Below are 26,730 nucleotides of genomic sequence, written 5' to 3'. Positions count from 1 at the left end.
CGTCGGGGGATGCCGGAGGCGCGCTGGGGCTGTGAGCCGCGCGCTGGTCGGGTGTGCAGGGCCCCGCCGGGGGGGCGCACGCCCCGCTGGCCATCAGCGCCAGAGCCACTCGCCGCGCACACGTAGAATGGCGGCATGACTTCTGCGCCCGCAATCGACGACGTTCGCCGTCAGCTCATCTCGTACATCAACTCCGACGCGGTGTTCCATGGTGACTTCACCTTGGTCAGCGGTAAGCATGCGACCTACTACGTCGACATGCGCAAGGTGAGCCTCGACTACCGAGTGTCACCGCTGATCGGCCAGGTCATGGTCGATCTGATCAAAGACGTGCCAGACATCTATGCGGTGGGCGGGCTGACCCTCGGGGCAGACCCCATCGCCACCTCGATTCTGCATCAGGGCGTCGCGGCGGGGCAGCACTATCACGCCTTCGTCGTGCGCAAAGAGCCCAAAGACCACGGCCGCGGCCGTCAGGTCGAGGGTCCTGACCTCACGGGCAAGCGCGTGATCGTGGTCGAAGACACCTCGACGACCGGAGGGTCGCCGCTGAAGGCAATCGAGGCCCTGAAGAAGGTCGGCGCAGAGATCGCCGCGGTGGCCGTGGTCGTCGACCGCCATACCGGTGCGAAAGAGGCCATCGAGGCTGAGGGCATCCCGTATCTGGCTGCGATCAGCGTCGACGAACTCGACGTCTGAGATCTCAGGTCTGGCGTCGTCTTCTGCCGCATCGCCGGATCCGGCGTCTGCCCAGAGGCCTGCGCACGGCGAGCTGAACAGACGCTGAACGCGCCCGTCACCCTCGCGCGTCTGTGGCATTCTGGAGTCATGAGCGAAGACCTGCAGCCCGAGTCACCCGTCGAGCCGGAACGGCGCTCGCGCATCGTCTCGTGGCTGACCGACATGGATGGCGTGCTGGTCAAGGAGGGGCGCGCCCTGCCTGGCGCGGGTGAGCTGATCCGCAGCTGGCGAGCGGCCGGTCGACGCTTCTTGGTGCTCACCAACAATTCGATCTACACGCCGCGTGACCTGAGCGCACGGCTGCACTCGATGGGCATCGACGTCGCCGAAGACGAGATCTGGACCTCGGCGCTCGCCACCGCGCACTTTCTGAAATCGCAGATGCCCGGCGGCAGCGCCTATGTGGTCGGCGAAGCGGGGCTGACTACGGCGCTCTACGAGGCCGGGTTCGTCATGACCGATCGTGACCCCGACTACGTGGTCGTGGGCGAGACCCGCACCTATTCGTTCGAGGCGATCGCCAAGGCGATCAGGCTGATTCTCGGCGGCGCTCGTTTCATCAGCACGAACCCCGATCCGACCGGACCCGGCCCTGAAGGGCCGCTGCCCGCCACCGGCGCGATCGCCGCACTGATCTCGAAGGCCACGGGCGGTCACGAGCCCTATATCGTGGGCAAGCCGAACCCGATGATGTTCCGCTCGGCGATGACGCGCATCGGCGCCCACTCGCAGACCACCGGGATGATCGGCGATCGCATGGACACCGACGTGGTCGCCGGCATCGAGGCCGGCCTGCACACCGTGCTCGTGCTCACCGGAATCTCAGACCGTGCCGAGGTCGAGCGCTACCCGTTCCGTCCCGACGAAGTGCTCGACTCGGTGTCAGACCTGATCTGACGGCCTGCGGCGCTACACTCGTCGGGTGAACGAGCAGAGCAACGCAACCGACAGCCGACCTGACGCGCAGCAGTCTGAGCCGCGCACGGCATCCCCGGAACGCACCACGCACGGTGTCGGCCCGTGGCCCGGCGGTCAAGCCAGCTGGCCCGACGACCCGCGCTACGACCCTGAGCTGCTCGAGCACGGCGACTCGCGCAACGTGATCGACCGCTACCGGTACTGGAATATGGCGGCCATCGTCGCCGATCTCGATCAGCATCGGCATCCGTTCCATGTGGCGATCGAGAACTGGCAGCACGACATGAACATCGGCTCGATCGTGCGCAGCGCCAACGCGTTTCTGGCCGAGCGCGTGCACATCATCGGCAACCGACGCTGGAACAAGCGCGGTGCGATGGTCACCGATCGCTACCAGCACGTCGACCATCACGCGACGATCGAGGAGTTCGTCGACTGGGCGCATCGCCTTGAGCTGCCGATCATCGGCGTCGACAATGTGCCGGGGTCAGTGCCGGTCGAGGGGCTGCACCTGCCTGAGCGGTGTGTGTTCCTGTTCGGGCAGGAGGGCCCCGGGCTCAGCGAGGCTGCGATCGAGGCGTCGGACGAGATCGTCAAGATCACGCAGTTCGGGTCGACCCGGTCGATCAACGCGTCGGCGGCGGCTGCGGTGATCATGCATGACTGGGTGCGGGAGCACGCCGTGATCCCGGGAACGGCCGCTTCGGCACACTGAGATCACGCGGATGCCGTGCGCGGCGCGCGCCCCTCGTCTCACGGTGCGTCTCACAGCGCGTGTCTGGTCTCTGACGTGGAGCGGACGCTCGGTCGGTCACCGGTTCGCACAAAATATATTGCCGGTATAGTGTAGGTCTTGCAGGGCCAACGGCGTCCCCCTGAAACACCTCAGCTATCAATGAAGAGAGTCGAATTCCATGGTTCAGCACAATGAGTCCGTACGCCAGTGGGTCGATCAGTTCGCAGAGATTCTGCAGCCTGATCGCATTGAGTGGGCTGACGGCTCGCAGGAGGAATGGGATCGCCTGACCCAGCAGCTCGTCGACGACGGCACCTTCATTCGGCTGAACCCCGAGAAGCGTCCGAACAGCTTTCTCGCTCGCACCGACCCCACCGACGTGGCACGCGTCGAAGACCGCACCTTCATCTGCTCGAAGCGCGAGGCAGACGCCGGGCCGACTAACAACTGGCGTGACCCCGACGAGATGCGCGCAGAGCTCAAAGAGGCGTTCACCGGCGCCATGCGCGGCCGCACCATGTACGTCATCCCCTTCTCGATGGGCCCTTTCGGCGGCGACATCTCGAAGGTCGGCATCCAGCTCACCGACTCTCCCTACGTCGTGGTGAGCATGCACCTGATGACTCGCGTCGACAACGACAAGGTCGCCGAGCAGATCAACGCCGGTGCCGAGTGGGTTCCGGCTGTGCACTCGGTCGGTCACCCGCTGCGCGACGAGGCGGGCAACGAGATCGCCGACGTGCCGTGGCCGTGCAGCAAGAAGAAGTACATCGTTCAGTTTCCCGAGACCCGCGAGATCTGGTCGTTCGGCTCGGGCTACGGCGGCAACGCCCTGCTCGGCAAGAAGTGCTACGCGCTGCGCATCGCCTCGGCGATGGGGCGCGATCAGGGCTGGCTCGCCGAGCACATGCTGCTGATTCGCGCCACCAGCCCGGCAGGCCGCAGCTACCACATCACCGCGGCGTTCCCCTCTGCCTGCGGCAAGACGAACTTCGCGATGATGCGCCCGACGCTGCCCGGCTGGAAGGTCGAGACGCTCGGTGACGACATCGTCTGGATGCGCCCCAAGGCAGACGGTCGCCTGTACGCGATCAACCCTGAGAACGGGTTCTTCGGCGTTGCTCCGGGCACTGGCGTCACGACGAATCCAAATGCGATCGAAGCGCTCAGCGAGAACGTCATCTTCACCAACGTCGCACTGACAGACGACGGCGACGTGTGGTGGGAGGGGCTCACCGAAGAGGTGCCCGAGCACCTCACCGACTGGCGCGGTCGCGAGTGGACTCCGGCCAGCGAGACGACTGCCGCGCACCCGAACTCCCGCTTCACGGTGCGTGCCGACCAGGCGCCGTCGCTCGCTGATGACTGGGATGCCCCGGAAGGCGTGCCGGTCGATGCGATTCTCTTCGGTGGTCGCCGTCGTACCAACACCCCACTCGTGGTCGAGTCGAACTCGTGGCGTGACGGCGTCTACATCGGGGCCACCATGGCCAGTGAGCAGACCGCCGCCGCTGAGGGCACCGTGGGGCAGCTGCGCCGAGACCCCTTCGCGATGCTGCCGTTCTGCGGCTACAACATGGCCGACTACTGGGGGCACTGGCTTGAGATAGGCGAGACGCTCGGTGAGGGTGCTCCGCGCATCTTCGGCGTCAACTGGTTCCGTCGCAGCGCTGACGGATCGTTCCTCTGGCCGGGCTTCGGCGACAACTCGCGCGTGATCGACTGGATCGCTCAGCGCCTCGACGGTGACGCCGAGGGCGAGAGCAATGTTCTCGGTGTCATTCCCCGGCAGCAGGAGTTCGCGCTGGAGGGCACTGACGTCACCGATGAAGACTGGCAGGCGCTCTTCGCGCTCGATCCGAAGGCCTGGCTGCACGAGACCGACGACGTCGAGAGCTATTTCAAGATCTTCGGCTCCCGCGTGCCCGTGGCGCTGCGCGAGCGTCTGGGCGATCTGCAGCAGCAGCTCGAAGAGGCTGCCGATCACTGATCGCGTGACCTCCGGTCGGGCGAAACACATTCGGTAGGGTGGAGGCAGGTCGCACAGGTCTGCTCCGCTCTGCCGAAGGGAACCCCGATGACGAATCCCGCGCTCGAACACGAGGTGCGCGATCCTGCCACCAGCGCTGCCAGACTCGCCGAGATCGCCGTGGCAGAACCTGGCCTGGGGTCGCTGATCGCTCGGCATCCGAACGTCTATCCCGGACTTCTCGACTGGCTGGGCAGCGAAGGCGACCAGCGAGCCAGAGCAGAGGTCGCTCGACTTCGCTCGACCGAGGCATCCGGCCGGCAGGCTGCAGATCTGGCGACCAAACCGGCCACCGGTGAAGGCGGGCCTCCGCCACGTCTGCCGCACAACACCCCACCAGCCGGATCCGCACTGCAGCCAGCGCAGCCCGAGTGGTCCTCGTCGCAGCCGACGACACCAGAGCGGCCAGGAGCAGATGAGCCGCCCACGGCCACCAAGAAGGGGCGTCGCTGGATCTGGATCACTGCGATCGTGGTCGTCATCGCACTGGCGATCGGCGGGGGAGCCTGGTGGGCGGTTCGATCGATCGTGGGAGGCGGCCACTCGTCTCCGGAAGCCGCCGCGGTGAGTCTGATCGACGGGCTCTCCGCGAAGAACCCGGTGAAGCTGCTGGAATCGGTGGCGCCATCCGAGGCCGCGGTGCTCACCCCGCTGGTGCAGCAGTCCGCAACCCACGCCAGCGACTCCGGTCTGGGCGCAGAGGCGACAGACGTGCTCCAGAGCCTGCAGCAGGTGGTGCAGCTGATCGATGTCGAGCAGAAAGACGTCTCGACTCGTCAGGAGTCGATCGCAGACGACGAAGTCTCCAAAGTGACGTTCGTGTCAGGCACGCTTACAGTCTCGACCACCGACGAAGACGCACTGGCCCAGCGACTGGCCGATCTCAGCAACAGCGTGGCCGCCATGCAGGGTAGGCCTGGAAGACAGACCACACCAGAGCAGATGCAGCGGCAGATCGACCTGCCGCAGACGATCGATCTGGCGAAACCAGACGAGCACAGCACCCTGCCGCTGTCGATGGTCACCGTCAAAGAGTCTGGGAAGTGGTACTTCAGCCCGCTGCTCACCGCAGGCGAAGCAGCGCTCGGATCGTACAACGAGCAGCATCCCAGTGCTCAGGTGCAGCGCGGGAGGGTGCTCTCGGCGGCCGAGGCCCCCGGCGCGTCCAGCCCAGAAGAGGCGCTCTCGACGACGACCAAGGCTGTGGTCGACGCGATGCAGAGCGGTCGCTACGACGATGTGGCCAAGAGCCTGCCGACTGCTGAGCGACGAGCGTTCAGCCTGTACGGCCAGCCGTTCGCAGAACGACTCGGCCGGCCGAGCTCGAGCCCCCAAGTGCGATTGGGGCAGACCCCTGGGTCGAGCACGGTCAGCGGAGATCAGGCTCGCGTGATGCCCGACGGCTATGTCTTGGACTTTCCGATGTCGGGCCAGTACGTCCGCTTGGAGATCCGCCAGCTCAAGGTGACTATGACCGTGCAGGGCCGGCCGGTCACGATCGACTTCGGGGAGCCTCCGCAGGCCGGCGAGCTGGGCATCGACCAGTTCTCGTTCATCGCGGTCAAAGAGCAGGGCGGCTGGTACTTCAGCCCGCTGTCGACCATGGCAGACGTCACCAGCACGATTTCTGGAAAAATCATGCGGCTGCAGGACGAAGACCGTCTCGACAGCGTGCTCCAGGATTACGGCCGGGCGATCGGCGAGCAGGTCTCTCGGTCTTCGGGGTCGGGGTCACGGAGCTACTGACTCCGTCAGACCCGTGCACTACACTGGGAATGTCGTGCCTGCTGACGAACGCCATGTTCCTAGGCCGACGGCGCACAACAGCGAACAAGTGAGAGGTGCCGAATGCCTGCCATCGTTCTGGTCGGAGCTCAATGGGGCGACGAAGGAAAGGGCAAGGCCACTGACCTGCTCGGTTCCAGCGTCGACTATGTGGTCAAGTACAACGGCGGCAACAACGCCGGCCACACCGTGGTCATCGGTGACGAGAAGTACGCCCTGCACCTGCTGCCCTCGGGCATTCTCAGCCCCGGCGTCGTGCCGGTCATCGCCAACGGTGTGGTGGTCGACATCGAAGTGCTCTTTCAAGAGCTCGACGCGATCGAGGCTCGCGGCGTCGACACCTCGAAGCTTCGGGTGAGCGCGAATGCGCATGTCATCACGCAGTATCACCGTGTGCTCGACCGTGTGAGCGAGCGCTTTCTCGGCAAACGCCAGATCGGCACCACCGGTCGCGGCATCGGCCCCGCCTACGCCGACAAGATCAACCGCGTCGGCGTGCGCGTTCAGGATCTCTTCGACGAGAACATCCTTCGGCAGAAGGTCGAGGGTGCGCTCGAGCAGAAGAACCAGCTGCTGGTCAAGCTCTACAACCGTCGCGCCATCGACGCCGAAGAGATCGTCGACGAGCTGCTCGGCTATGCCGACCGACTGCGCCCGATGGTGCATGACACCTCGCTTGAGCTGAACCAGGCGCTCGACGCTGGCAAGACCCTGCTCTTCGAGGGCGGTCAGGCGACCATGCTCGACGTCGACCACGGCACCTATCCCTTCGTCACCTCGTCGAATCCCACCTCGGGCGGTGCAGCGACCGGTTCGGGCGTCGCCCCCAACCGCATCGACCGCGTGATCGCCGTGGCCAAGGCCTATGTCACACGAGTGGGAGCCGGGCCGTTCCCGACCGAGCTCTTCGACGAGAGCGGTGACTACCTGCGCAAGACCGGCTTCGAGTTCGGCGTCACCACCGGGCGCCCGCGCCGCACCGGCTGGTATGACTCGCTGGTGTCGCGCTATGCCGCGCGAGTCAACGGGGTCACCGACTTCGTGCTCACCAAGCTCGACGTGCTCACCGGCATCGAGAAGATCCCTGTGGCCGTGGCCTACGACGTCGACGGCACGCGCTTCGACGAGATGCCCGTCAACCAGAGCGACTTCCACCACGCCAAGCCGATCTACGAGTACTTCCCAGGCTGGAGCGAAGACATCTCCACCGCGCGCGAGTTCGACGATCTGCCAGCGAATGCCAAAGCCTACGTCGAGCATCTCGAAGAGCTCTCCGGCGCACGCATCTCGGTGATCGGCACAGGTGCTGCTCGTGACGCGATCATCGAGCGTCACAGCATGCTGCACGACTGACCCGAACCGGGCATCCGCATGACCACTTGGGCCGACGTCGAACGCGAGACGCCGCTCGCGCGCACCCGCCGTGCGCGAAAGATGGGGCGGATCCTCGCTGAGACGTATCCAGAGGCTCACTGCGAGCTCGACTTTCGCTCGCCGTACGAGCTGACGGCGGCGACGATTCTCTCGGCGCAGTGCACAGACGCCCGGGTGAACATGGTCACCCCGGCGCTGTTCGCCCGGTATCCGTCGCCGCAGGCGCTCGCCGAGGCCGACCCGATCGAGCTCGAGTCGATCATTCGCTCGACCGGGTTCTTCCGAGCCAAGTCGCGCAACCTCATCGGCATGGCACAGGGCGTCGTCGAGAATTTTCATGGGGAGATCCCGCATCGGCTGAACGAGCTGGTCACGCTGCCCGGGGTCGGGCGCAAGACGGCCAACGTGGTGTTGGGCAATGCGTTCGGAGTGCCGGGGCTGACGGTTGACACCCATTTCGGGCGGTTGGTGCGGCGCTTCGGCTGGACGAAGCAGAAAGACCCCGTCAAGGTAGAGTTCGAGATCGCGGAGCTGTTCCCGAAGAAAGACTGGACTCAGCTCTCACACCAGCTCATCTGGCACGGGCGACGCATCTGCCATGCGCGCAAGCCGGAGTGCGCCAGCTGTCCGCTCGCGCAGCTGTGTCCGTCGTTCGCGCCGTGAAAGGCGTGCTGCGCCGGCGCTTCCGGCTGTGCAAACATCGGCTGTAGGTCAGGCAAGGCGGTGCTCGCGGGCGCTGTGACTCGACCGTGGATATCGTGGTCGTATGAGCATCGTCACTTCCATCCTGGTCTTTCTGCACATTCTCGGCGCGGCGGCACTCGTCGGCGGGTGGCTGGCAACGTTCAAGACCCCGACGGTGACGCAGTGGCAGCTCATCGGCGCACTCGTGCAGCTGGTCAGCGGCATCGCACTGGTGGGCCTTGCCGAAATGGACGGGCACACGATCAACTACATCAAGATCGGCGTGAAGCTGGTGCTCGCAATCGTGATCGCCGCTGCGGCGTTCGTGGGCCGCGGCAAGGCAGTGCGCGGTGAGACCGTGCCGGTCGGCCTGGCGCATGCCGTCGGCGGGCTCGCGCTCGTCAACGTCGCGGTCGCGACGCTCTGGCACTGATCAGACCATACCTCAGCTCGCAGCCTGCCTGACCGGCTACTCGGACGCCTCACCCTGCAGTCTCTTCATGAACTCGGGGTCGAAGATCCTGCCGTAGTCATCGGTGTGCCGCGACAGCCATCCGCGCGCATACGGGCACGTGGCCTTCAGTCGCGGTTGGTCGGCCTCAGCCGCGAAGTGGTCGGCTGCGGTGCGCACGAGCCGCCCGGCGAGCCCACGACCGCCGTACTCCTTGTCGACCTCGGTGTGATGCAGATCGATCACGCTGTCTGACCCCGTCCCGTCGCGCGCATAGTCGATGCGGCCGATACGAGCGTCGCCGTCGTAGAGAGCGAAGGCGTGCTCGTCGGGCAGGTGTCTGATGTCGACGTCGTCATGTGGATGCTGTTGGTGCTCGCTCATGCCGTCACGCTACGTGATGGTCGTTCAGAAGAGCCAGCGAACTTATACGATGCAGCTCGGCCGGCGAGATGTCACCGCAGTGACTCGTTAACGAGCGACAGCGCCGACGAACGGGAAGCCCCGTCGGTCGGCGCTGTCGCAGCGCAGCAGCCTCTTAGCCGAAGTAGCGGGGCAGCGTGCCCTGATGCGCAGCCCGGAGCACGTCGACGCCCATCGAGAACAGCCCCTGCACCTCGAGGCCCACGGTCTGGTCGGTCACGCCGATGCGGATCACCGGGTAGTCCCGTGCCGAGAGCATGCCCTCGAACCGAACCTGGTCTTCGCGAGCGACCGAGACCAGCACGCGGCCCGTCGACTCAGAGAACAGCGCAGCCGTGGCATCCACCTCATCGCGCGACATGATCTCGTCGAGCCAGACCCGCGCACCGACGCCGAAGCGCATCACGCCCTCGGCAAGCGCGACGCCCAGGCCGCCCTCGCTCAGATCGTGCGCCGAGGTGACCAGACCCTCGCGGGCGAGCGAGGCGAGAATCTCGCCGAGCTTGCGCTCTGCCGCCAGATCGACTGTCGGTGGCACACCGCCGAGGTGGTCGTAGACCGTCTCAGCCCAGGCCGAACCGTCGAGCTCGTCGTAGGTCGTGCCGAGCAGATACAGGTTGTGGCCCTCATCCTGCCAGCCGCTCGGCACTCGGCGCGCGACGTCGTCGATGATGCCGAGCACGCCGACGACGGGCGTCGGGTGAATCGGAGTGTCACCGGTCTGGTTGTAGAAGCTCACGTTGCCGCCGGTCACCGGGATGCCCAGCTCGCGGCAGCCCGCGGCCAGCCCGGCGGTTGCCTCGGAGAACTGCCACATGACCTCGGGGTTCTCGGGGCTGCCGAAGTTCAGGCAGTCAGTCACCGCGGCGGGCACAGCGCCGCTCACGGCGACGTTGCGGTAGGCCTCTGCGAGCGCGAGTCGGGCGCCGGCACGCGGGTCGAGCTGCGCGTAGCGTCCGTTCGCGTCGGTCGCGAGAGCCACGCCCAGACCGGTCTCCTCGTCGACGCGGATCATGCCGGCGTCTTCGGGGAACGAGAACGCGGTGTTGCCCAGCACGTAGTAGTCGTACTGGTCGGTGATCAGCGCTGTGTCGGCCTGGTTCGGGCTTGCGATGATCGACAGCAGTGTGTCGCCCAGACCCTCGCCTGAGTTGTCGCGCTCCAGTGCGGCCGCAGTGTCGGCCTGCAAGTCGTCGATCCATGCCGGATGCTGCACCGGTCGGTCGTAGACGGGCCCGTCAACGGCGACCGTGCGCGGCGGCACGTTCACGATCTCGACACCACGCCAGTTGATGATAAGACGGTCGCCGTCGGTGACCTCGCCGATGACCGAGGTCTCGACGGCCCACTTCTCGGCGACGGCGAGGAACGCATCGAGCTTCTCAGGCCGCACCACGGCCATCATGCGCTCCTGCGACTCGCTCATCAGAATCTCTTCGGCGGTGAGCGTGGGGTCGCGCAGCAGCACGCTGTCGAGTTCGACGGTCATGCCGCCGTCTCCGTTGGCCGCCAGCTCGCTGGTCGCACACGAGATGCCCGCCGCACCCAGGTCTTGGATGCCCTCGACGAGATCGTGCTTGAACAGCTCGATGCACATCTCGATGAGCAGCTTCTCGGCGAAGGGGTCGCCGACCTGCACGGCCGGCCGCTTCGTGGGCCCGCCTTCGCTGAATGTGTCAGAGGCGAGGATCGACGCACCGCCGATGCCGTCTCCGCCGGTGCGCGCACCGAAGAGCACGACTTTGTTTCCGGCGCCCTTGGCGTTGGCCAGGTGCAGTTCGTCGTGGCGCAGCACGCCCACCGCGAGGGCGTTCACCAGCGGGTTCGCCTGATACACCTTGTCGAAGACGGTCTCGCCGCCGATGTTCGGCAGGCCGAGGCTGTTCGCGTAGGCCGAGATGCCGCGCACGACTCCGTCGACGACGCGGCGGGTGTCGGGAGCGTCGATCGCGCCGAAGCGCAGCTGATCCATCACCGCGACCGGGCGTGCGCCCATCGAGATGATGTCGCGCACGATGCCGCCCACGCCGGTGGCCGCACCCTGGAAGGGCTCGACGAAGCTCGGGTGGTTGTGGCTCTCGACCTTGAACGTGACGGCCCAGCCCTCGCCGATGTCGACGACGCCGGCGTTCTCGCCGATGCCGACCATCATGCGCTCGCGCTGCTCCGGAGTGGTGTCGCCGAACTGACGCAGGTACTTCTTGCTCGACTTGTACGAGCAGTGCTCGCTCCACATCACCGAGTACATTGCGAGCTCGCCTGAGGTGGGGCGGCGCCCGAGAATGTCACGGATGCGCTGGTACTCGTCGGCGGTCAGGCCGAGCTGGTCGTAGGGCTGTGCGACGTCGGGCGTCTCGGCGGCGTGCTGCACGCTGTCGGGCTGGGGCACGGCTGGGTTCTGTGTGGTGGTCATTCGCGAATCCCTGCGTCTGCGGTGTGGTGCTCTGGTGCGTGTGAGGTGGGCACCACATCGTCGACGGGTGCGATGCCCAGATGCGTGAGCACAGAGGTGAAGAAGGTCAGGCCGTCGGTGCCCGAGCGCATGCGCTCGGCGGTGTCGGGGCCGAAGCCGGGCACGATCGCGTGCTCGGGGTGCGGCATGAGGCCGACGACGTTGCCTGCGGCGTTGGTGATGCCGGCGATGTCGTGGGCCGAGCCATTGGGGTTGCCGTCGATGTAGCGTGCGATGATGCGGCCGTCGTCTTCGAGCTGCTGCAGCGTCGTCTCGTCGGCCACGTAGCGGCCTTCGGCGTTCTTCAGCGGAATGACGACCTCTTGGCCGCGCTCGTAGCCGTTCGTCCACGCGGTCTCGGTCGACTCGATGCGCAGGCTCTGATCATGTCGAATGAAGTGCAGGTGCTCGTTGCGCACGAGCGCACCGGGTAGCAGGTGAGACTCGGTGAGCACCTGAAAGCCGTTGCAGATGCCGAGCACGGGCAGGCCGTCGTTCGCCGCCTCGATGATCGAGCGCATGATCGGCGACTGCGTCGCGAGCGCGCCGGCCCGCAGGTAGTCGCCGTAGCTGAACCCACCCGGCAGCACGATGGCGTCGACGCCTGAGATGTCGGTGTCGGCGTGCCAGAGAGCGACGGCCTCGGCCCCGGCGAAGCGCACCGCGCGGCGGGCGTCGCCGTCGTCGAGCGTGCCGGGAAAGGTCACGACGCCGATGCGCGCCGGCCGTGCGGGGGATGCTGTGGTCGCGTCGGCCATCAGTCCTCCTTGGCGGCGGCGACGCTGACGACGTCTTCGATCACGGGGTTCGAGAAGACGTCGGCTGCCACTTCGGCCACCTTGGAGAGCAGCTCGTCGCTGACCTCGCCGTCGACCTCGACCTCGAAGCGTTTGCCGATGCGCACGCCCGTGATCTGCTCATGGCCGAGACGCTGCAGCACCCCGGCGACCGCTTTGCCCTGAGGGTCCAGAATCTCTGGTTTGGGCATGATTTCGACAATGATCTTCGACACTGATACTCGCCTTACCGTGTGAGTGATTGTTGCGCCTGATGAGACAGATCAATTCTAGTCTCAGCAGACTGGAGCCCGCATCTGAGCCGGTACCCTGCAACATATGACATCTGTGTTGAACGGCGCCATCTTGGGCTCCACTGTCTGTGATGAACGAGACAAAGCAGCTGCTCGGCAAGCTGCTGTCATGGCTCAGATCGGATTTGGTCTCCTGAGTGTTGTGTTCGTCATCGTGCTTTGGGTGAAGGGGCTGCCTGTTCTCACTTGGATGCCCGTCGTGTTTTCTGCTGGGGGAGGCATTGCTCCCATGGTACGAACCATTTTTCGACGACGAGCATTGCGCCGTGTCAAATCTGATTCCGACGATGCCGTTGATTCTGACACGAGTTCCTTCCGCGGTCTTCGGCTGGTGCCTTTGAACCGGGATATGCTCCATCTCACGGACGTGCCGATGTGGATGGCAGACTTAGTGGCAGGGCTGTGGATCGTCGCAGCTGTCTTGGCGATTGGCTTGGACGACTTGATCGCTGTCATTCTGATCTTCTCGCTGCCGTGCGTCTATGGTGGGGCACTCGCGTGGCGCTACCGGCCGTTGCACGGGTGGTTGCGCATGTTGAAGCTGTGGGCTGGCCCGGTGATTCTCGACGCGCTGCTCGTCTTCGGGCTGGTGATAGCTTCAGATGCAGGGCGTCATGATTCAGACGGGTTGGGCATGATTGCCGGTGCCGCTTTGATCGTCTTGCCGAGCACATACTTCGGTATGCGTTTGAGCGATGTGCGTGAACGATCGACTGGTACGCGTCCGCAGCTGCTGAGAAAGATCTGGCGCGATGTCGATGTCGTTGAACCAGCTGAAGTCGATTCGACCCCCATACGTTTCAATGTGCAGGCGCTGCAGAGCCGAGTGACTCAGGCCGAAGTCGCTCAGACCAAACGTGAACACCCGAGTACCTTCGAACCTCTGTTGCGCGTTCGCCAGCTCGCGTTCACCGGTCTTGCGTGGACTGTGCCATGTGTGGTTCTCATCATGCTTGTCACTCTGTCTGGGGAGGTGATAAAACACGGCGAACCGATCTTCGGGTCTCAAACGTTGGGCTTGGGCGCGTTCACCTTGCTCCTTGCGGTCGGAGGAGTGTTTTTTGCATCGTTCAGCGCACGTCAGAGTGGCCAGGTCACATCGGTTGCCGATCACATGCGTTACGGCAGGTTTGCCGACGACAACGGATTCGATTACTCCCCGCGAGGATTTCGAACCCTCGGGGACGATCTGCGTCTGGTTCGTGTGCTGCGCCGACGCAGGGGCCGCCCGATGATGATCGCCAACACGGAGCGCAGCGGCGATGGTACCGATGGGCAGGGGCAGTTTGGTGGTATCTGCGAGGTTCACACCTCAGTTAGCCTGCCGAATGTTCTGCTGCGACGTCGGCGCCGGGGATGGCCGGCCTTCTCGTCATTTCTGGCACCAGCTCAGACTCAGCGGCTATCTCTTGAAGGCGATTTCGACCGGCATTTCGACTTGTACTGTCCAAGCGGTTACGAGCGAGATGCGCTGTATCTGATGACCCCCGACGTTATGGCCTGGTTAGTGGATGACGTGCACGGCTTTGACGTGGAACTCATCGATGATCGCGTCGTGCTGCGCAGCAAGTACGATGTCGTGACACGGGATCCTGCGACGTGGGTTCGGCTGTCTGGTGCAATAAGTGTTCTGGAACGCCGAGTGCGGCGCTGGGAGAGATGGCGGGATGAGCGGCTCTGGCCGACTGCTGCCCTGACCCGTGGGGAGCAGACAACTCGACACATGCATGTGTCTCAGCCCGGACGTCGGCTGCGCACGGTGATGAGCTCGAGTGCGATCATCATCGCCGGACTGATTGTGCTCTACGTCGGGCTCAGCCTGGCATCAATGGCTGCGTCACGCTGATTGAATCGCAACGAGGCATGTCGAGCCGACGAGCGACGGCCGCACGATCGACAAGAAGAACTTCGACCTGCCGCTCAACTGAGTGCTGTCGGCTGAGCGCTGCTCCGTCAGCGCTCAGCCGGCGCGCTCTCGCCGGTGAGCTTCTCGAAGAGCTCGCGGTAGCGGGCTGCGGTCTGCTGCACGATCTCTGCGGGGAGCTCTGGCGGAACCCCGGTCTTGTCCCAGTTGTCGCTCAGCCAGTTGCGCACGATCTGCTTGTCGAAGCTCTCGCGGCGGCGGCCCTCGGCCCATGCCTCGCGACTCCAGTAGCGGGACGAGTCAGAGGTGAGCACTTCGTCTGCCAGCACCAGACGGCCGAGGTCGCTGCCGAACTCGAACTTCGTGTCGGCGATGATCAGGTCGTGCTGCTCGGCGATGGCCGCACCCTGCTGGTAGAGGTTCAGCGAGGCGTCCCGAATGGCCTTTGCCGCCTCTTCGCCAACGAGATCGATGCTCTGCTCGTACGAGATGTTCTCGTCGTGCTGGCCGGCAGGAGCCTTGAACGCCGGAGTGTAGATCGGTTCGGGCAGCTTGTCTCCGAATTCGAGTCCGGCGGGCAGCTCGATGCCGCACACGGTGCCGCTGCGGTGGTACTCCTCCCAGCCTGATCCGGCGATGTAGCCGCGAACGACCGCCTCGAGCGGGTACATCTTGAGCCGCTTCGCGATGATCGCACGACCGGCGACGGCGTCTGGCACGTCGGTGCTGAGCACGTGGTTCGCGAAGTCGAGCTTCTCGAACCACCACAGTGCCATCTGGCTGAGCAGCTCGCCCTTGCCCGGGATGGGCGGTTCGAGCATGTGGTCGAAGGCGCTGACGCGGTCTGAGGCCACCATCAGCACCTGTGTGGCGGTGTCGAGCGACTCTGCGCTCAGAGGAATGTAGAGCTCGCGCACTTTGCCGGAGTAGACGTGCTTCCAGCCGGGCAGCTCAAGGGCAGACGAAGACATGGTCACCTTTCCAGTGGTTCAGTTGTCGTCAGGCGTTCGGATCGGTCAAAAGGTCGGCGCGGGTGCGGCTCGCAGCGGCGATGTCGCCGCGATGGTGCTCGCCTTCGAGTCCGATGCGCTCGATGCCAGCATACGCTGCGGCCCGAGCCGCCTCGAAGGTGTCGGCGACCGCGACAACGTTGAGCACCCGGCCGCCGGTGGCGATCAGATGGCCGTTCTCATCGGCGGTCGCCGCATGGATGACGCTCACACCGGGCAGCTGCTCGGCCTCGTCGACGCCGGTGATCACCCGACCGGTGAGTGACTGCTCGGGGTAGCCCTCGCTGGCCATGACCACGGTGATCGCGCGCTGGGGAGAGAAACGAGGTGCCGGCACAGAGTCGAGGCGGCCTTCGGCGGCGGCGAGCAGCAGCTCGCCGAACTCGCCTTCGAGGCGGGGCAGCACGACCTGCGTCTCGGGGTCGCCGAAACGAGCGTTGAACTCGATGACGCGGAGGCCCTTCGGCGTGATGATCAGGCCGCAGTAGAGCAGACCGCGAAACTCGTCGCCCTGTTTCGCGAGCTGGGTGATCGTCGGCTGGGCCACCGTGTCGCGCACCTGCGCCACGAAGTCGTCGCCCACCCAGGGCAGCGGCGAATAGGCGCCCATGCCTCCGGTGTTCGCGCCCTGGTCGTCGTCGTCGACGCGTTTGTAATCCTGCGCGGGAGAGAGCGGTGCGACCCGGGTGCCGTCGGCGAGAAAGAAGAGCGAGACCTCCTGCCCGCTGAGAAACTCCTCGATCAGCACGCTCTGGTCGATCCAACGGCTCGCGTGTGCGACGGCCGCATCCCGGTCGTCGGTGACGATGACGCCCTTGCCTGCGGCGAGACCGTCGGCCTTCACCACATAGGGTGCGCCGAATTCGTCCAGTGCGGCCTCGGCCTCGGGCAGGGTGCTGGCGCGAACCGCGCGCCCGGTGGGCACCCCGGCGGCCTCCATGACCTGCTTGGCGAAGCTCTTCGAGCCTTCGAGTCGAGCCGCGTCACGGTCGGGGCCGAACACGGGTACGCCCAGCGCGCGCACGGCGTCCGCCACACCCGCGACCAGAGGCGCCTCGGGGCCGACGACGACCAGATCAGGTCGGTCGCGCTCGACCTGCGCGACGACGGCCGCACCGTCAGCGGCGTCGAGGGCGACGACGGGCACGTCTGCCGCGATGCCGGCGTTGCCGGGAGCCGCGACGATCTCATGGGTGGTCTGGTCGGCCAGCAGCCGACGGATGATGGCGTGCTCGCGCGCGCCCGAGCCGAGTACGAGAATCTTCACTCGCCCAGCCTACCGAAGCCGACCCGTAGAATCGCCCCGTGGCGATGAAGAGAATCGAAGAACGCGACGGCATCAGTGCGTTCGATGCGGCGCTGGCCGGCCTGAGCGCGGGCGAGGGCGATGCGGATGCGCCGGTCGAGCCCGCAGGCGAGGGCGCTAACGAGCGGGGCACGATCGCGGCTCCCCGTGCGACGATCGCGACGGCCGTGCGGTTCACGCTGCAGACACTCGCCGACGACCACCCGGGCCATTCGGTCGAGGTGCGGGTGCCGCCGTACGGCGCTGTGCAGTGCATCGAGGGGCCGCGGCACACGAGAGGCACGCCGCCGAACGTCATCGAGACCGATGCGGCGACCTGGCTGGCGCTCGCGAGCGGCCGGCTGCTCTGGTCCGAGGCGTTGTCGTCCGGTCTGGTCGATGCCTCCGGCGCCCGGGCGCATCTCGACGGCATGCTGCCGATTCCCGGTCTGCATCGGGTGCGCAGAGGGCAGCCGCACAAGTGAGATAGGGTGTCTGGGTGAGGCGAGAGACCCAAGAGGTGCAGGTGCAGGTGCGCCAGGCACCCAAATATCTGACGTTCGCGATGTTCGGAGCGGTCATCGGCCTGGTGATCTCTGCAGTCGTTTCGCTGATCGCGATGGCACAGCCGCGTGACCCGGCAGACGACGGTGACCCGACGCGACAGATCAGCCCGATGCAGGCCTTCCTGCTGCTGGGGCTGACGCTCGCCGTGGTCTGCGCCTTGGTCATGCTCGTGATCGCCCTCGTGCTCGACCGTGTGATGGCGCGCCGGGCCCGCCTGGCCAGCGCTGTGCACGAGAAGTTCACGAGTGACGGCGAAGAGGCTGCGGCGGATGCCGTGGCCGCGCCCGCCTCCGAATCTCCCGCTGGGGGTGGCCTCGCCCGGGGTGCCGGTGCGACAATTGACGCTGAGGCGTCTGACGGGGGAGCCGACGCCTCGTCTGAAGACCGCACGAACTCCGCCTCGGGTGGAGAAGACAAGGAGTGACCGTGGCTCGCGGTGACGGCATGCTCAACCACGACCTTCTGCCGAACGAGAAGGGGCCGCAGGATGAATGCGGTGTCTTCGGAGTCTGGGCGCCTGACGAAGAGGTGGCCAAGCTCACGTACTTCGGTCTCTTCGCCCTGCAGCACCGCGGCACCGAGTCGGCTGGCATTGCGACCTCCGACGGCGAGCAGATCATGGTCTACAAAGACATGGGTCTGGTCTCGCAGGTCTTCGATGAGTCATCGCTCAACACGCTCACCGGGCACATCGCGGTCGGGCACAACCGATACTCGACGACCGGCCGCTCGACGTGGGCGAACGCTCAGCCGACGCTCGGCAAGACCGCCAACGGCACGATCGCACTGGGCCACAACGGCAACCTGACGAACACCGCCGAGCTGCTTCGGCTGCTGCACGACCTGCATCCCGACCAGACGTTCGGCGAGCTCTCGCATGGGAACACCACCGACACCGCAGTGCTCACCGCACTGCTCAGCGGTGACGCCGACCACACTCTTGAAGCCACCGCGATGCAGATTCTGCCGAAGGTGCGTGGGGCGTTCTGCCTTGCCTTCATGGACGAGCACACGCTCTACGCCGCACGCGACCCGCAGGGCGTGCGCCCGCTGGTGCTCGGCCGACTCGACCATGGGTGGGTGGTGGCCAGCGAGACCGCCGCGCTCGACATCGTCGGCGCCTCGTTCGTGCGCGAGGTCGAGCCGGGCGAGCTGCTCGCGATCAACGAGAGCGGCATCCGCAGTCAGCGCTTCGCGCAGACGAAACGAGCTGGATGCGTCTTCGAATACGTCTACCTGGCGCGTCCCGACACCACGATTCACGGCCGCTCGGTCAACGCATCGCGCATCGACATGGGCAAAGCGCTGGCGCGTGAGTATCCTGTCGAAGCCGACCTCGTGATTCCCACTCCCGATTCGGGAACGCCGGCGGCGATCGGCTACTCGCAGCAGTCGGGCATTCCCTATGGGCAGGGTCTCGTCAAGAACGCCTATGTCGGGCGCACGTTCATCCAGCCGTCTCAGACGATCCGTCAGCGCGGCATCCGTCTGAAGCTGAATCCTCTGCGCGAGGTGATCCGAGGCAAGCGTCTGGTCGTGATCGACGACTCGATCGTGCGAGGAAACACCCAGCGTGCGCTGGTGGCGATGCTTCGCGAGGCCGGTGCCGCCGAAGTGCACGTGCGCATTTCGTCTCCGCCGATCACCTGGCCGTGCTTCTACGGCATCGACTTCGCCTCGCGTGCCGAGCTGATCGCGTCAGGCGCCTCGGTCGAAGAGATCCGCAGCATGATCGGCGCCGACTCACTGGGCTACCTGAGCAAAGACGGCATGATCGAGGCCTCGCAGCAGCCCGAGAGCGAGCTGTGCACCGCGTGCTTCACTGGGCAGTACCCGATCGAGCTGCCGAGCGACGACGAGCTGGGCAAAGACCTGCTCGAGCAGGCAGGAGCGAAGGCCCCGGCAGCCTGCAATCCCGGCCCCGACTCCGAGCTCGACCGGCTGGTGAGCGGGCAGAGCGGCATTACGCACGGCGCGCTCTCGACCCCGAAACGCTGACTCGATCGAGCCCTGCCGCATCCCGCACCGACACCATCCAGCACCGACCAGCGATCCCATCATCGAGAGCACCAAGGAGAACCTGTGAGCCTCTACGCGCAGTCCGGAGTCGACACCGAGGCCGGCGATCGCGCCGTCGAACTGATGAAGGCGGCGGTTCAGGCAACCCACGGCCCTCAGGTGATCGGCGGGGTCGGCGGCTTCGCCGGCATGTTCGACGTGTCGGCGCTGAAAGAGTTCGACCATCCCGTGCTGGCCACGTCGACTGACGGCGTCGGCACCAAGGTCGCGATCGCTCAGGCGATCGACAAGCACGACACCATCGGCCAGGATCTCGTCGGCATGGTGGTCGACGACATCGTCGTGGTCGGGGCGAAGCCGCTGTTCATGACCGACTACGTCGCCACCGGGCGGGTGATTCCCGAGCGCATCGCCGAGATCGTCGGCTCGATCGCACGCGCCTGTGCCGAGACGGGCACGTCGCTGGTCGGCGGGGAGGTCGCGGAGCATCCCGATCTGCTGGGGCCCGACGAGTACGACCTTGCGGGCGCCGCCGTGGGGGCGGTCGACTTCGAGCTGCGCCTCGACCCTTCGCGGGTGCGTTCGGGGGATGTCGTGCTCGCTCTGGCCTCGAGCGGCCTGCACTCGAACGGCTACTCGCTCGTTCGACGCGTGCTCGCCGATGCAGAGCTTGACTACACCTCGTCGATCGCAGACTTCTCACGCTCAGTGGGCGAAGAGCTGCTCGAGCCCACGCGTCTCTACGCCGGGCCGGTGGTGAGCGTGCTCGAGAACCCAACGACCAAGGGTGCGGTGCACATGCTCAGCCACATCACCGGTGGAGGCATCGCGGCGAACATCGCTCGGGTGCTGCCCGCCGGTCTGTGGCTCGAACTCGATCGCTCGACCTGGCAGCCTCCGCAGGTCTTCCGCGTGCTCGCCGATTTGGGAGGCTTCGCACTGGGCGAGGTCGAAGACACCTGGAACCTGGGCATCGGCATGGTGGCTTTGGTCGAGGCCGATCGCGCCGAAGCCGTGCAGCAGGCCTTCGTTCAGCTGGGCATCCCGACCTGGCAGGCCGGTGTGGTCAGCGATGCCCAGCGCGATCTGGCGGCTGACGGATTCACCGTCGGTGCGAAGGGCGTGCATGCGGGCGGTGTTCGTCTCGTCGGAGACTTCGCCAGCTGAGCTCGGGGCGAGCCGCGTGCTGTCGACGCAGCATCGCGGCTCGGCGCCTGCACCACGCCGCGTTCTGGCAGCGTTCGACGCTCAGTGTGAGTGTGAGAGAACAGGGGTGTGCAGGAGCGAGCGCAGTGCTCTGCTCAGCGCTCGGAACTCAGCGTTCGTCTTCGTCGCGCTCGTCGTCGGCGGGGTAGTGGTACTCGCTCCAGTCTTCGCTGGAGCCCTCGTCGTGATGAGCACGGCTGCGCAGCTCTCGCTCGAGAGCCTCGTAGTCAGTTGCAGGAACGTTGTATTTGAGTTCCCGGGCGACTTTGGTGTGTTTCGCCTTCTGGCGGCCGCGTCCCATGAACGAGACCTCCTGTCACTGTCATGATTCGTTAAGACGGCGCGTACGACCACTGTCACGTGGATTGCGCACATGCTGGCCGCAAGTCTATCACGGCTGTGGCCGATGCGGCCTGGCCGAACCTCTCAAACAGGTGTGAAACAATGCACCAAGCGGCCCGACTCCCGGAACCCGTCAGGTAAGGAAACATGTCACGACTGACTGCTCTCAGCATGCGTAACCGAGCGCTGATCGCGCTGATCACCATCGTGGTCGCCTTCTTCGGCGTGTTCTCGATGACCGGCGCTCGACAGGAGCTCATGCCGAGCATCGAGCTGCCCATGGTGGTCGTGCAGTCGTCGAGCCCGGGCGACGCCCCAGATGTGGTCGATGCGCAGATCAGCGCACCGATCGAAGCCGCGGTGCAGAGCGTCGAAGGCATCGAGTCGACGTCGTCGACGTCGAGCACCGGGGTTTCGATGGTGACGGCCAAGTTCGCCTTCGGCACCGATCGCGTCGGTGCCGAGCAGAAGGTGCAGCAGGCGGTCAACCGCATCTCGAGCCAGCTGCCGAAAGACCTCGATCCGATCATCGCGACCGGTTCGACGGACGATCTGCCGGTGATCATGCTCTCGGCCGCCTCGTCGCAGGTTGCGCCGGTCGACATTGCTGAGCGGCTGCGCTCCACAGTGACCAACGATCTCGAACACGTTGACGGCGTCGCCTCGGCCACGGTGGTCGGCGGGGGCAGTCGCGAGGTTCGGGTGGTGCCCGACCAGACCGAGCTGGCCCAGCACGGGCTGACCGCAGCTTCGATCTCGCAGGCGCTCGCTGCCAACGGCACCGTCGGCGGTGCCGGCAGCATCACTGAAGGAGACCGAGATCTCTCAGTGCGCGTCGGCGACTCGTTCGCCTCGACAGACGACCTGGCGGCGCTGCCGCTGCTGCCTGCCGCCGGTGGTGCGAGCCAGTCTGCCGCCGGTGCTGCTGGTCAGTCTGCCAGCGCTGGTGCGAGCCAAGGCGCCACTGCCGCCGGTGGGGCGGCGCAGTCCGCTGCGATTGCGCCCGTGCGGCTGGGAGACGTCGCCCAGGTCACGCTGACCGAGGCGCCGGTCACCGGCATCAGCAGAGTCGACGGTCAGCCGGCCGTGACCATTCAGGTGACGAAGCGCCCGACCGGCAACACCGTCGAGGTGTCGAAGCAGATCAACGCTCAGGTGGACGAGCTGCAGGCGAAGGTCGGCAACGACATCACCCTCTCAGTGATGTACGACCAGGCGCCGTCGATCGAGCAGTCGATCGAGTCGCTGACAACCGAGGGGCTGCTGGGGCTGGCCTTCGCGATCGTGGTCATCCTGCTCTTCCTGCTCTCGGTGCGCTCGACGCTGGTCACCGCAATCTCGATCCCGACCTCGCTGCTCGTGACGTTCATCGGCATCGAAGCCGCCGGGTACTCGCTGAACGTGCTGACGCTCGGCGCGCTGACGATCGCGATCGGCCGAGTCGTCGACGACTCGATCGTGGTGATCGAGAACATCAACCGTCATCTCGCCCTGGAACGGGGCGAGCGCAAGTCGGCGGTGATCCTGCACGGTGTGCGCGAGGTGGCCGGCGCGATCACCGCGTCGACGCTCACCACCGCGGCTGTGTTCCTGCCGGTCGGGTTCGTCACCGGCCTGGTCGGCGAGCTCTTCAAACCGTTCGCGTTCACCGTGGTCATCGCACTGATCGCCTCGCTGCTGGTGTCGCTGACCATCGTGCCGGTGCTGGCCTACTGGCTGCTCCGGGGGCCCAAAGAGTCGGATGCCTCGGTGGGCGAAGGGGAAGGGGAAGGCGACGCGCTGCCGCGTGGGGAGTCGCGGCGTCGTCAGCGTACGCTCGGAGCGACCGACGCGCTCGCAGACGAGCCCCGCACCCGCCTCCAACGCTGGTACGAGCCGGTGCTGCGCGGCACGCTGCGGCATCCCGCGCTCACGCTGGTCGGTGCGGTCGTCGTCTTGGGCGTCACGCTGGCGCTGACGCCGCTCATGCAGACCAACTTCATCGGCGACTCGGGGCAGAACACGGCGAGCATCTCACAGGCGCTCAGGCCGGGCACGAGCCTCGAGAGTGCGACGCAGCGTGCGCTGCCGGTCGAGCAGGCGCTGCGCGACGTCGACGGCGTGCAGACCGTCTCGACCACTGTCGGCAGCTCCGGCGGTATCAGCATGGCCTCGTTCGCCGGCGGCGGTGCGGGGCAGAGCACATTGTTCCAAGTGGCGTTCGCCGACGGGGCCGATGCCGCCAAGGTGCAGCAGAAACTGCGTGACGCGCTGAACGCCCAGCCTGACGCCGACGATCTCTCGCTGTCGACGTCGGGTGGCGCCGGAGTCTCGAACGACATCGCGATCGACGTCGAGGCACCTGACGACCAGCGCCTTGAGGACGCTGCGAATCAGCTGGTCTCGGGAGCACGCGAAATCGACGACGTGGCCGAGGTCACGAGCAGCCTGAGTTCGACGATTGACACGCTGCATGTCGCCGTCGACCGTCAGCGTGCGGCGGAGCACGGCATGACCGAATCTCAGATCGTCCAGACCCTCGCCCCGGCGATGAACCCCCAGCAGGTTGCGAAGGTGACGATCGACTCGAAAGACGTGTCGGTGGTGGTGCGCAGCGACGAGCAGCCCAAGACCGCAGACGAACTGCGGGCACTGCCGGTGACGACGCCCACCGGCACGGTTCGCCTCGACGCGCTCGCCGACGTGCAGACGCAGCAGGTGCCGCAGTCGATCAGCTCGGTGCGGGGCAGCCGTTCGGCGACGGTGACGATCACCCCGGCAGGCGAGTCGCTCAACACCGTCTCTGCAGGAGTGACGAAGCTGCTGGATGACACCCAGCTGCCCGCTGGCGTCACCGCATCGATCGGCGGGGTGCTCAGCGATCAGGCGTCGGCGTTCAGCAGTCTGGGCCTCGCTCTGCTCGCCGCAGTGCTCATCGTCTACGTGATCATGGTGGCGACGTTCAAATCGCTGCGACAGCCGCTGCTGCTGCTGGTCTCAATTCCGTTCGCCGCGACAGGCGCGCTTGCCGCCCTGCTGATCAGCGGCACGCCGCTGGGGGCGGCCTCTCTGGTCGGGCTGCTGATGCTTGTGGGCATCGTGGTCACCAACGCGATTGTGCTCATCGACCTGGTCAACCAGTTCAGGGCCAAGGGCGTGGGCACGCTCGAAGCGATCGTCGAAGGCGCCTCTCGTCGTCTGCGGCCGATTCTGATGACCGCTGCGGCCACGGTGTTCGCACTTGTGCCCATGGCCCTCGGCATCACCGGGCATGCCGGATTCATCTCGCAGCCGCTGGCGCTCGTGGTGATCGGCGGCCTGGTGTCGTCGACTCTGCTGACGCTCATCGTGCTGCCGGTGCTCTACTGGGCGGTCGAAGGGCACCGCGATCGTCGTGACCGGGCGCGGTCACGACGGCTGTCGGCGGAGGCCTCGACCGAGAGTGCGCCTGCCTAGACTGGTGGCATGACTTTCAACCCCAACGCCAAGCTCGACCCGTCTCATGTGCGCCGATCGTCGGGCGCTCGGGGCACCGCCATCGCGGGTGGAGGCGGGCTGGTGGTTCTGCTGCTGGTGTTCGTGATCTCACAGCTGACCGGCATCGACCCGGGCACGCTCGAATCGGCCACCGGCCAGTACGGCGGCCAGATTCGCACGACTGACGGCAGTTCGGCGCCGATCGACGACTGTCTGACCGGCGCCGACGCCAACGCGCGCGACGACTGTCGCATGGTCGGTGCGGCGAGCTCCATCTCGGCGTACTGGAAAGACGAGTACCCGCAGTTGGATGTGCGCGGCACGTATCACGATCCTGACATGCAGCTCTTCTCGGGTGCGACGTCGACGGGATGCGGCAGTGCCACGTCGTCGACGGGGCCGTTCTACTGCCCCGCTGACGAGACGATCTACATCGACACGTCGTTCTTCCAGGTGCTGCGCTCGCAGTACGGCGCCAGTGGGGGGTCGCTCTCTCAGCTCTACATCGTGGCGCATGAGTGGGGCCACCACATCCAGCAGCTGGGCGGCCTGCTGACCTCGCAGCGTACACAAGACGTCGGCAGAACCGGAGGCTCGGTGCGCACTGAGCTGCAGGCCGACTGCTTCGCCGGAAGCTGGGTCGGAGCCGCCTCCACGACTCGAGACGAGAACGGTCAGGCGTATCTGGAGCCACCCACCTCGGCACAGGTGGCCGATGCGCTCAACGCCGCAGCATCCGTCGGCGACGATCACATCCAGGAGCAGGCACAAGGCCACGCCGACCCGGATTCCTGGACGCATGGCTCGTCTGAGATGCGTCAGCGCTGGTTCACGGCTGGCATGCAGCAGGGGCCGCAGAAATGCCTGCAGATCTTCGATGTGCCCGACCGACAGCTCTGAGGCAGCCGGTCACCGGACTCCGCGCGTCGACGGCGAATCCGTCTACACTTGGTCACGAGGTTTTTGTTTGATCGCCGTACCGCAGGTCGGGCTGCTCATCGCCGGCCCAACTGTTCTGTCGGAGTGCAAAGCAACACCGCACAAGTCGTCGTGAGAGTCTCGGCGCAACAGCAAGAAAGAGCAGTGATATGGCAACCGGTACCGTGAAGTGGTTCAACGCTGAAAAGGGCTACGGATTCATCTCGCCTGACGACGGCAGCGCAGACGTGTTCGCTCACTACAAGAACATCCAGTCTGAGGGCTTCCGCTCGCTCGACGAGAACCAGAAGGTCGAGTTCGAGGTCGTGCAGGGCCCCAAGGGGCTGCAGGCAGAGAACATTCGCACCATCTGAGATTCGTCAGTCGGCGCTCTGAACGCACCTGACCTGGCCCCGCACTCTGTGCGGGGCTTTTTCATGCCCAGGTCAGCGCTGCACTTCGAGTCGGTTGTCCGGGTCGAGCTTGGAGAGCAGACGCGAGCAGATCTGGTCGAGCTGCACGACCTGCTCGGCAGTGAGCTGATCGAAGACCGTCGCGCGCACGTTCTCGACATGACCGGGCGCCGAGGCGACGACTTTGTCCCACCCTGCGTCGGTCAGGCGGGCGATCGTGACACGGCGATCGGTGTCGCACGAGGAACGCTCGACGAAGCCGCGACGCTCCAGTCTCGAGACCACATGCGAGAGCCGGGGCAGTGTGGAGTTCGTCGAGGCAGCGAGCTGCGTCATGCGCATGGCACGATCGTCGCGCTCAGAGAGTTTGGCGAGCACCAGGTAGTCGAAGTGCGTGAGCTGCGCGTCGCGCTGCAGCTGTGAGTCGAGTGCCCCGGGCATGAGCTCGACGACGGCCTCGAAACGCATCCACGCGTTGAGCTCGATCGGGGAAAGCCAGCGAGGTTCGGTCATGTGCCGATTGTAGCAGCATAACTTGCTGCTACAACGAATTCTGGGCGGCCCTGAAGGGGATCGAGCGATGAGGGTGTGAAAGGAAGATATAGGCGCAGGAGGAATGTGGTGGCTCCGACGGGCGTCGATCCCGTGACCTCACGATTTTCAGTCGTGCGCTCTACCAACTGAGCTACAGAGCCGGGGCGCGCTCACACGGCCCGATCGGTGAAAGAGCCCTTCCAAAAGGAAGGGCTCCTGTCGCCGAAGCGACCCTGACGGGACTTGAACCCGCGACCTCCGCCGTGACAGGGCGGCGCGCTAACCAACTGCGCTACAGGGCCATGCAGTGTACTGCCGATACTGCCTGTGGAACTATATCATGCTGCCGGCACCGCTTTGTGACCCCAACGGGATTCGAACCCGTGTTACCGCCGTGAAAGGGCAGTGTCCTAGGCCACTAGACGATGGGGCC

24 protein-coding genes and 3 tRNA genes are annotated in these 26,730 nt (G+C 65.8%); 16 read left to right on the top strand and 11 right to left on the bottom strand.

The window, feature by feature from the left end:
* Positions 1 to 135 precede the first annotated feature (135 nt).
* The 8 genes from pyrE (at position 136) to F8O06_RS10365 (ending at position 8,700) form a co-directional block, all read left to right on the top strand.
* Positions 136 to 699, top strand: a complete 564-nt coding sequence (pyrE, locus tag F8O06_RS10400; RefSeq protein WP_158030673.1) for an orotate phosphoribosyltransferase — start codon at positions 136 to 138, stop codon at positions 697 to 699.
* Positions 700 to 828: 129 nt separating this feature from the next.
* Positions 829 to 1,638 carry an HAD-IIA family hydrolase gene (locus tag F8O06_RS10395; protein WP_158030674.1) on the top strand — a complete coding sequence of 270 codons (810 nt, stop codon included), beginning with the start codon at positions 829 to 831 and terminating at the stop codon, positions 1,636 to 1,638.
* Positions 1,639 to 1,663: 25 nt separating this feature from the next.
* Complete coding sequence (locus F8O06_RS10390; protein WP_158038498.1) at positions 1,664 to 2,374, top strand: TrmH family RNA methyltransferase; 711 nt, start codon at positions 1,664 to 1,666, stop codon at positions 2,372 to 2,374.
* Between the two features lie 199 nt (positions 2,375 to 2,573).
* Entirely contained in the window at positions 2,574 to 4,385 is a 1,812-nt protein-coding gene (locus F8O06_RS10385) for a phosphoenolpyruvate carboxykinase (GTP) (RefSeq protein WP_158038497.1), read from the top strand.
* 87 nt (positions 4,386 to 4,472) lie between these two features.
* A complete protein-coding gene (locus F8O06_RS10380) occupies positions 4,473 to 6,170 on the top strand; it encodes a hypothetical protein (protein WP_158038496.1) in 1,698 nt (565 codons plus the stop codon).
* Positions 6,171 to 6,272: 102 nt separating this feature from the next.
* Positions 6,273 to 7,562, top strand: a complete 1,290-nt coding sequence (locus F8O06_RS10375; RefSeq protein ID WP_158030678.1) for an adenylosuccinate synthase — start codon at positions 6,273 to 6,275, stop codon at positions 7,560 to 7,562.
* 18 nt (positions 7,563 to 7,580) lie between these two features.
* Positions 7,581 to 8,246 carry an endonuclease III gene (nth, locus tag F8O06_RS10370; RefSeq protein ID WP_158030679.1) on the top strand — a complete coding sequence of 222 codons (666 nt, stop codon included), beginning with the start codon at positions 7,581 to 7,583 and terminating at the stop codon, positions 8,244 to 8,246.
* Positions 8,247 to 8,349: 103 nt separating this feature from the next.
* Entirely contained in the window at positions 8,350 to 8,700 is a 351-nt protein-coding gene (locus F8O06_RS10365; protein WP_158030680.1) for a hypothetical protein, read from the top strand.
* 36 nt (positions 8,701 to 8,736) lie between these two features.
* Here F8O06_RS10365 and F8O06_RS10360 read toward each other — a convergent pair whose 3' ends face one another.
* From F8O06_RS10360 to purS, 4 genes are all read right to left on the bottom strand, one after another.
* A complete protein-coding gene (locus tag F8O06_RS10360) occupies positions 8,737 to 9,102 on the bottom strand; it encodes a GNAT family N-acetyltransferase (protein WP_158038495.1) in 366 nt (121 codons plus the stop codon).
* A gap of 154 nt (positions 9,103 to 9,256) precedes the next feature.
* Positions 9,257 to 11,554, bottom strand: coding sequence for a phosphoribosylformylglycinamidine synthase subunit PurL (purL, locus tag F8O06_RS10355; RefSeq protein ID WP_158038494.1), 2,298 nt, complete (start codon positions 11,552 to 11,554; stop codon positions 9,257 to 9,259).
* Entirely contained in the window at positions 11,551 to 12,351 is an 801-nt protein-coding gene (purQ, locus tag F8O06_RS10350) for a phosphoribosylformylglycinamidine synthase subunit PurQ (protein WP_158038493.1), read from the bottom strand. Before purQ ends, purL begins: the two co-directional genes overlap by 4 nt.
* The gene (gene purS, locus F8O06_RS10345) at positions 12,351 to 12,605 is read right to left on the bottom strand and encodes a phosphoribosylformylglycinamidine synthase subunit PurS (protein ID WP_158030684.1); all 255 of its coding nucleotides are present in this window, start codon (positions 12,603 to 12,605) and stop codon (positions 12,351 to 12,353) included. Before purS ends, purQ begins: the two co-directional genes overlap by 1 nt.
* Positions 12,606 to 12,792: 187 nt before the next feature.
* On the opposite strand from purS, the gene F8O06_RS10340 reads away from it, so the two are divergent.
* The gene (locus F8O06_RS10340; RefSeq protein WP_158038492.1) at positions 12,793 to 14,529 is read left to right on the top strand and encodes a hypothetical protein; all 1,737 of its coding nucleotides are present in this window, start codon (positions 12,793 to 12,795) and stop codon (positions 14,527 to 14,529) included.
* A gap of 107 nt (positions 14,530 to 14,636) precedes the next feature.
* Here F8O06_RS10340 and F8O06_RS10335 read toward each other — a convergent pair whose 3' ends face one another.
* Positions 14,637 to 15,518, bottom strand: coding sequence for a phosphoribosylaminoimidazolesuccinocarboxamide synthase (locus tag F8O06_RS10335; protein ID WP_158038491.1), 882 nt, complete (start codon positions 15,516 to 15,518; stop codon positions 14,637 to 14,639).
* 28 nt (positions 15,519 to 15,546) lie between these two features.
* Positions 15,547 to 16,824 carry a phosphoribosylamine--glycine ligase gene (gene purD / locus F8O06_RS10330; protein ID WP_158038490.1) on the bottom strand — a complete coding sequence of 426 codons (1,278 nt, stop codon included), beginning with the start codon at positions 16,822 to 16,824 and terminating at the stop codon, positions 15,547 to 15,549.
* A gap of 44 nt (positions 16,825 to 16,868) precedes the next feature.
* Between purD and F8O06_RS10325 the strand changes: the two genes are divergently transcribed.
* From F8O06_RS10325 to purM, 4 genes are all read left to right on the top strand, one after another.
* Positions 16,869 to 17,327 carry a sterol carrier family protein gene (locus tag F8O06_RS10325; protein ID WP_192496943.1) on the top strand — a complete coding sequence of 153 codons (459 nt, stop codon included), beginning with the start codon at positions 16,869 to 16,871 and terminating at the stop codon, positions 17,325 to 17,327.
* Between the two features lie 14 nt (positions 17,328 to 17,341).
* Positions 17,342 to 17,833: a hypothetical protein gene (locus F8O06_RS10320; protein WP_158038489.1), complete on the top strand. Its 492-nt coding sequence runs from the start codon at positions 17,342 to 17,344 to the stop codon at positions 17,831 to 17,833.
* Between the two features lie 2 nt (positions 17,834 to 17,835).
* Entirely contained in the window at positions 17,836 to 19,407 is a 1,572-nt protein-coding gene (gene purF, locus F8O06_RS10315) for an amidophosphoribosyltransferase (protein ID WP_158030688.1), read from the top strand.
* Between the two features lie 84 nt (positions 19,408 to 19,491).
* Entirely contained in the window at positions 19,492 to 20,595 is a 1,104-nt protein-coding gene (gene purM, locus F8O06_RS10310; protein ID WP_158038488.1) for a phosphoribosylformylglycinamidine cyclo-ligase, read from the top strand.
* Between the two features lie 148 nt (positions 20,596 to 20,743).
* Here purM and F8O06_RS10305 read toward each other — a convergent pair whose 3' ends face one another.
* On the bottom strand, positions 20,744 to 20,935 hold the full coding sequence (locus F8O06_RS10305; RefSeq protein ID WP_158030690.1) for a DUF3073 domain-containing protein: 192 nt from the start codon (positions 20,933 to 20,935) through the stop codon (positions 20,744 to 20,746).
* Positions 20,936 to 21,123: 188 nt separating this feature from the next.
* Between F8O06_RS10305 and F8O06_RS10300 the strand changes: the two genes are divergently transcribed.
* The 3 genes from F8O06_RS10300 (at position 21,124) to F8O06_RS10290 (ending at position 25,724) form a co-directional block, all read left to right on the top strand.
* Positions 21,124 to 24,411, top strand: a complete 3,288-nt coding sequence (locus tag F8O06_RS10300) for an efflux RND transporter permease subunit (RefSeq protein ID WP_158038487.1) — start codon at positions 21,124 to 21,126, stop codon at positions 24,409 to 24,411.
* A gap of 9 nt (positions 24,412 to 24,420) precedes the next feature.
* Positions 24,421 to 25,332: a neutral zinc metallopeptidase gene (locus F8O06_RS10295; protein WP_158038486.1), complete on the top strand. Its 912-nt coding sequence runs from the start codon at positions 24,421 to 24,423 to the stop codon at positions 25,330 to 25,332.
* A 188-nt stretch (positions 25,333 to 25,520) separates the two neighbouring features.
* A complete protein-coding gene (locus tag F8O06_RS10290; RefSeq protein ID WP_158038485.1) occupies positions 25,521 to 25,724 on the top strand; it encodes a cold-shock protein in 204 nt (67 codons plus the stop codon).
* Between the two features lie 72 nt (positions 25,725 to 25,796).
* On the opposite strand, the gene F8O06_RS10285 is transcribed toward F8O06_RS10290, so the two are convergent.
* The 4 genes from F8O06_RS10285 to F8O06_RS10270 form a co-directional block, all read right to left on the bottom strand.
* Positions 25,797 to 26,276, bottom strand: coding sequence for a MarR family winged helix-turn-helix transcriptional regulator (locus F8O06_RS10285; protein WP_158038484.1), 480 nt, complete (start codon positions 26,274 to 26,276; stop codon positions 25,797 to 25,799).
* Between the two features lie 106 nt (positions 26,277 to 26,382).
* Positions 26,383 to 26,458: transfer RNA gene (locus tag F8O06_RS10280), tRNA-Phe, on the bottom strand.
* Positions 26,459 to 26,525: 67 nt separating this feature from the next.
* Positions 26,526 to 26,599, bottom strand: a tRNA-Asp gene (locus tag F8O06_RS10275).
* 58 nt (positions 26,600 to 26,657) lie between these two features.
* A tRNA-Glu gene (locus F8O06_RS10270) sits at positions 26,658 to 26,730 on the bottom strand.

The sequence above is a fragment of the Pseudoclavibacter sp. CFCC 14310 genome (assembly GCF_008831165.1).
Taxonomy (GTDB): domain Bacteria; phylum Actinomycetota; class Actinomycetes; order Actinomycetales; family Microbacteriaceae; genus Pseudoclavibacter_A.
This window is presented reverse-complemented; position numbering and strand designations above follow the sequence as displayed.

Coding starts and splice junctions, on each gene's coding strand:
- pyrE (WP_158030673.1), top strand. CDS start 136: ATGACTTCTGCGCCCGCAATCGACGACGTTCGCCGTCAGCTCATCTCG.
- F8O06_RS10395 (WP_158030674.1), top strand. CDS start 829: ATGAGCGAAGACCTGCAGCCCGAGTCACCCGTCGAGCCGGAACGGCGC.
- F8O06_RS10385 (WP_158038497.1), top strand. CDS start 2,574: ATGGTTCAGCACAATGAGTCCGTACGCCAGTGGGTCGATCAGTTCGCA.
- F8O06_RS10380 (WP_158038496.1), top strand. CDS start 4,473: ATGACGAATCCCGCGCTCGAACACGAGGTGCGCGATCCTGCCACCAGC.
- F8O06_RS10375 (WP_158030678.1), top strand. CDS start 6,273: ATGCCTGCCATCGTTCTGGTCGGAGCTCAATGGGGCGACGAAGGAAAG.
- nth (WP_158030679.1), top strand. CDS start 7,581: ATGACCACTTGGGCCGACGTCGAACGCGAGACGCCGCTCGCGCGCACC.
- F8O06_RS10365 (WP_158030680.1), top strand. CDS start 8,350: ATGAGCATCGTCACTTCCATCCTGGTCTTTCTGCACATTCTCGGCGCG.
- F8O06_RS10360 (WP_158038495.1), bottom strand. CDS start 9,102: ATGAGCGAGCACCAACAGCATCCACATGACGACGTCGACATCAGACAC.
- purL (WP_158038494.1), bottom strand. CDS start 11,554: ATGACCACCACACAGAACCCAGCCGTGCCCCAGCCCGACAGCGTGCAG.
- purQ (WP_158038493.1), bottom strand. CDS start 12,351: ATGGCCGACGCGACCACAGCATCCCCCGCACGGCCGGCGCGCATCGGC.
- F8O06_RS10340 (WP_158038492.1), top strand. CDS start 12,793: ATGGCTCAGATCGGATTTGGTCTCCTGAGTGTTGTGTTCGTCATCGTG.
- F8O06_RS10335 (WP_158038491.1), bottom strand. CDS start 15,518: ATGTCTTCGTCTGCCCTTGAGCTGCCCGGCTGGAAGCACGTCTACTCC.
- F8O06_RS10325 (WP_192496943.1), top strand. CDS start 16,869: ATGAAGAGAATCGAAGAACGCGACGGCATCAGTGCGTTCGATGCGGCG.
- F8O06_RS10305 (WP_158030690.1), bottom strand. CDS start 20,935: ATGGGACGCGGCCGCCAGAAGGCGAAACACACCAAAGTCGCCCGGGAA.
- F8O06_RS10300 (WP_158038487.1), top strand. CDS start 21,124: ATGTCACGACTGACTGCTCTCAGCATGCGTAACCGAGCGCTGATCGCG.
- F8O06_RS10295 (WP_158038486.1), top strand. CDS start 24,421: ATGACTTTCAACCCCAACGCCAAGCTCGACCCGTCTCATGTGCGCCGA.
- F8O06_RS10290 (WP_158038485.1), top strand. CDS start 25,521: ATGGCAACCGGTACCGTGAAGTGGTTCAACGCTGAAAAGGGCTACGGA.
- F8O06_RS10285 (WP_158038484.1), bottom strand. CDS start 26,276: ATGACCGAACCTCGCTGGCTTTCCCCGATCGAGCTCAACGCGTGGATG.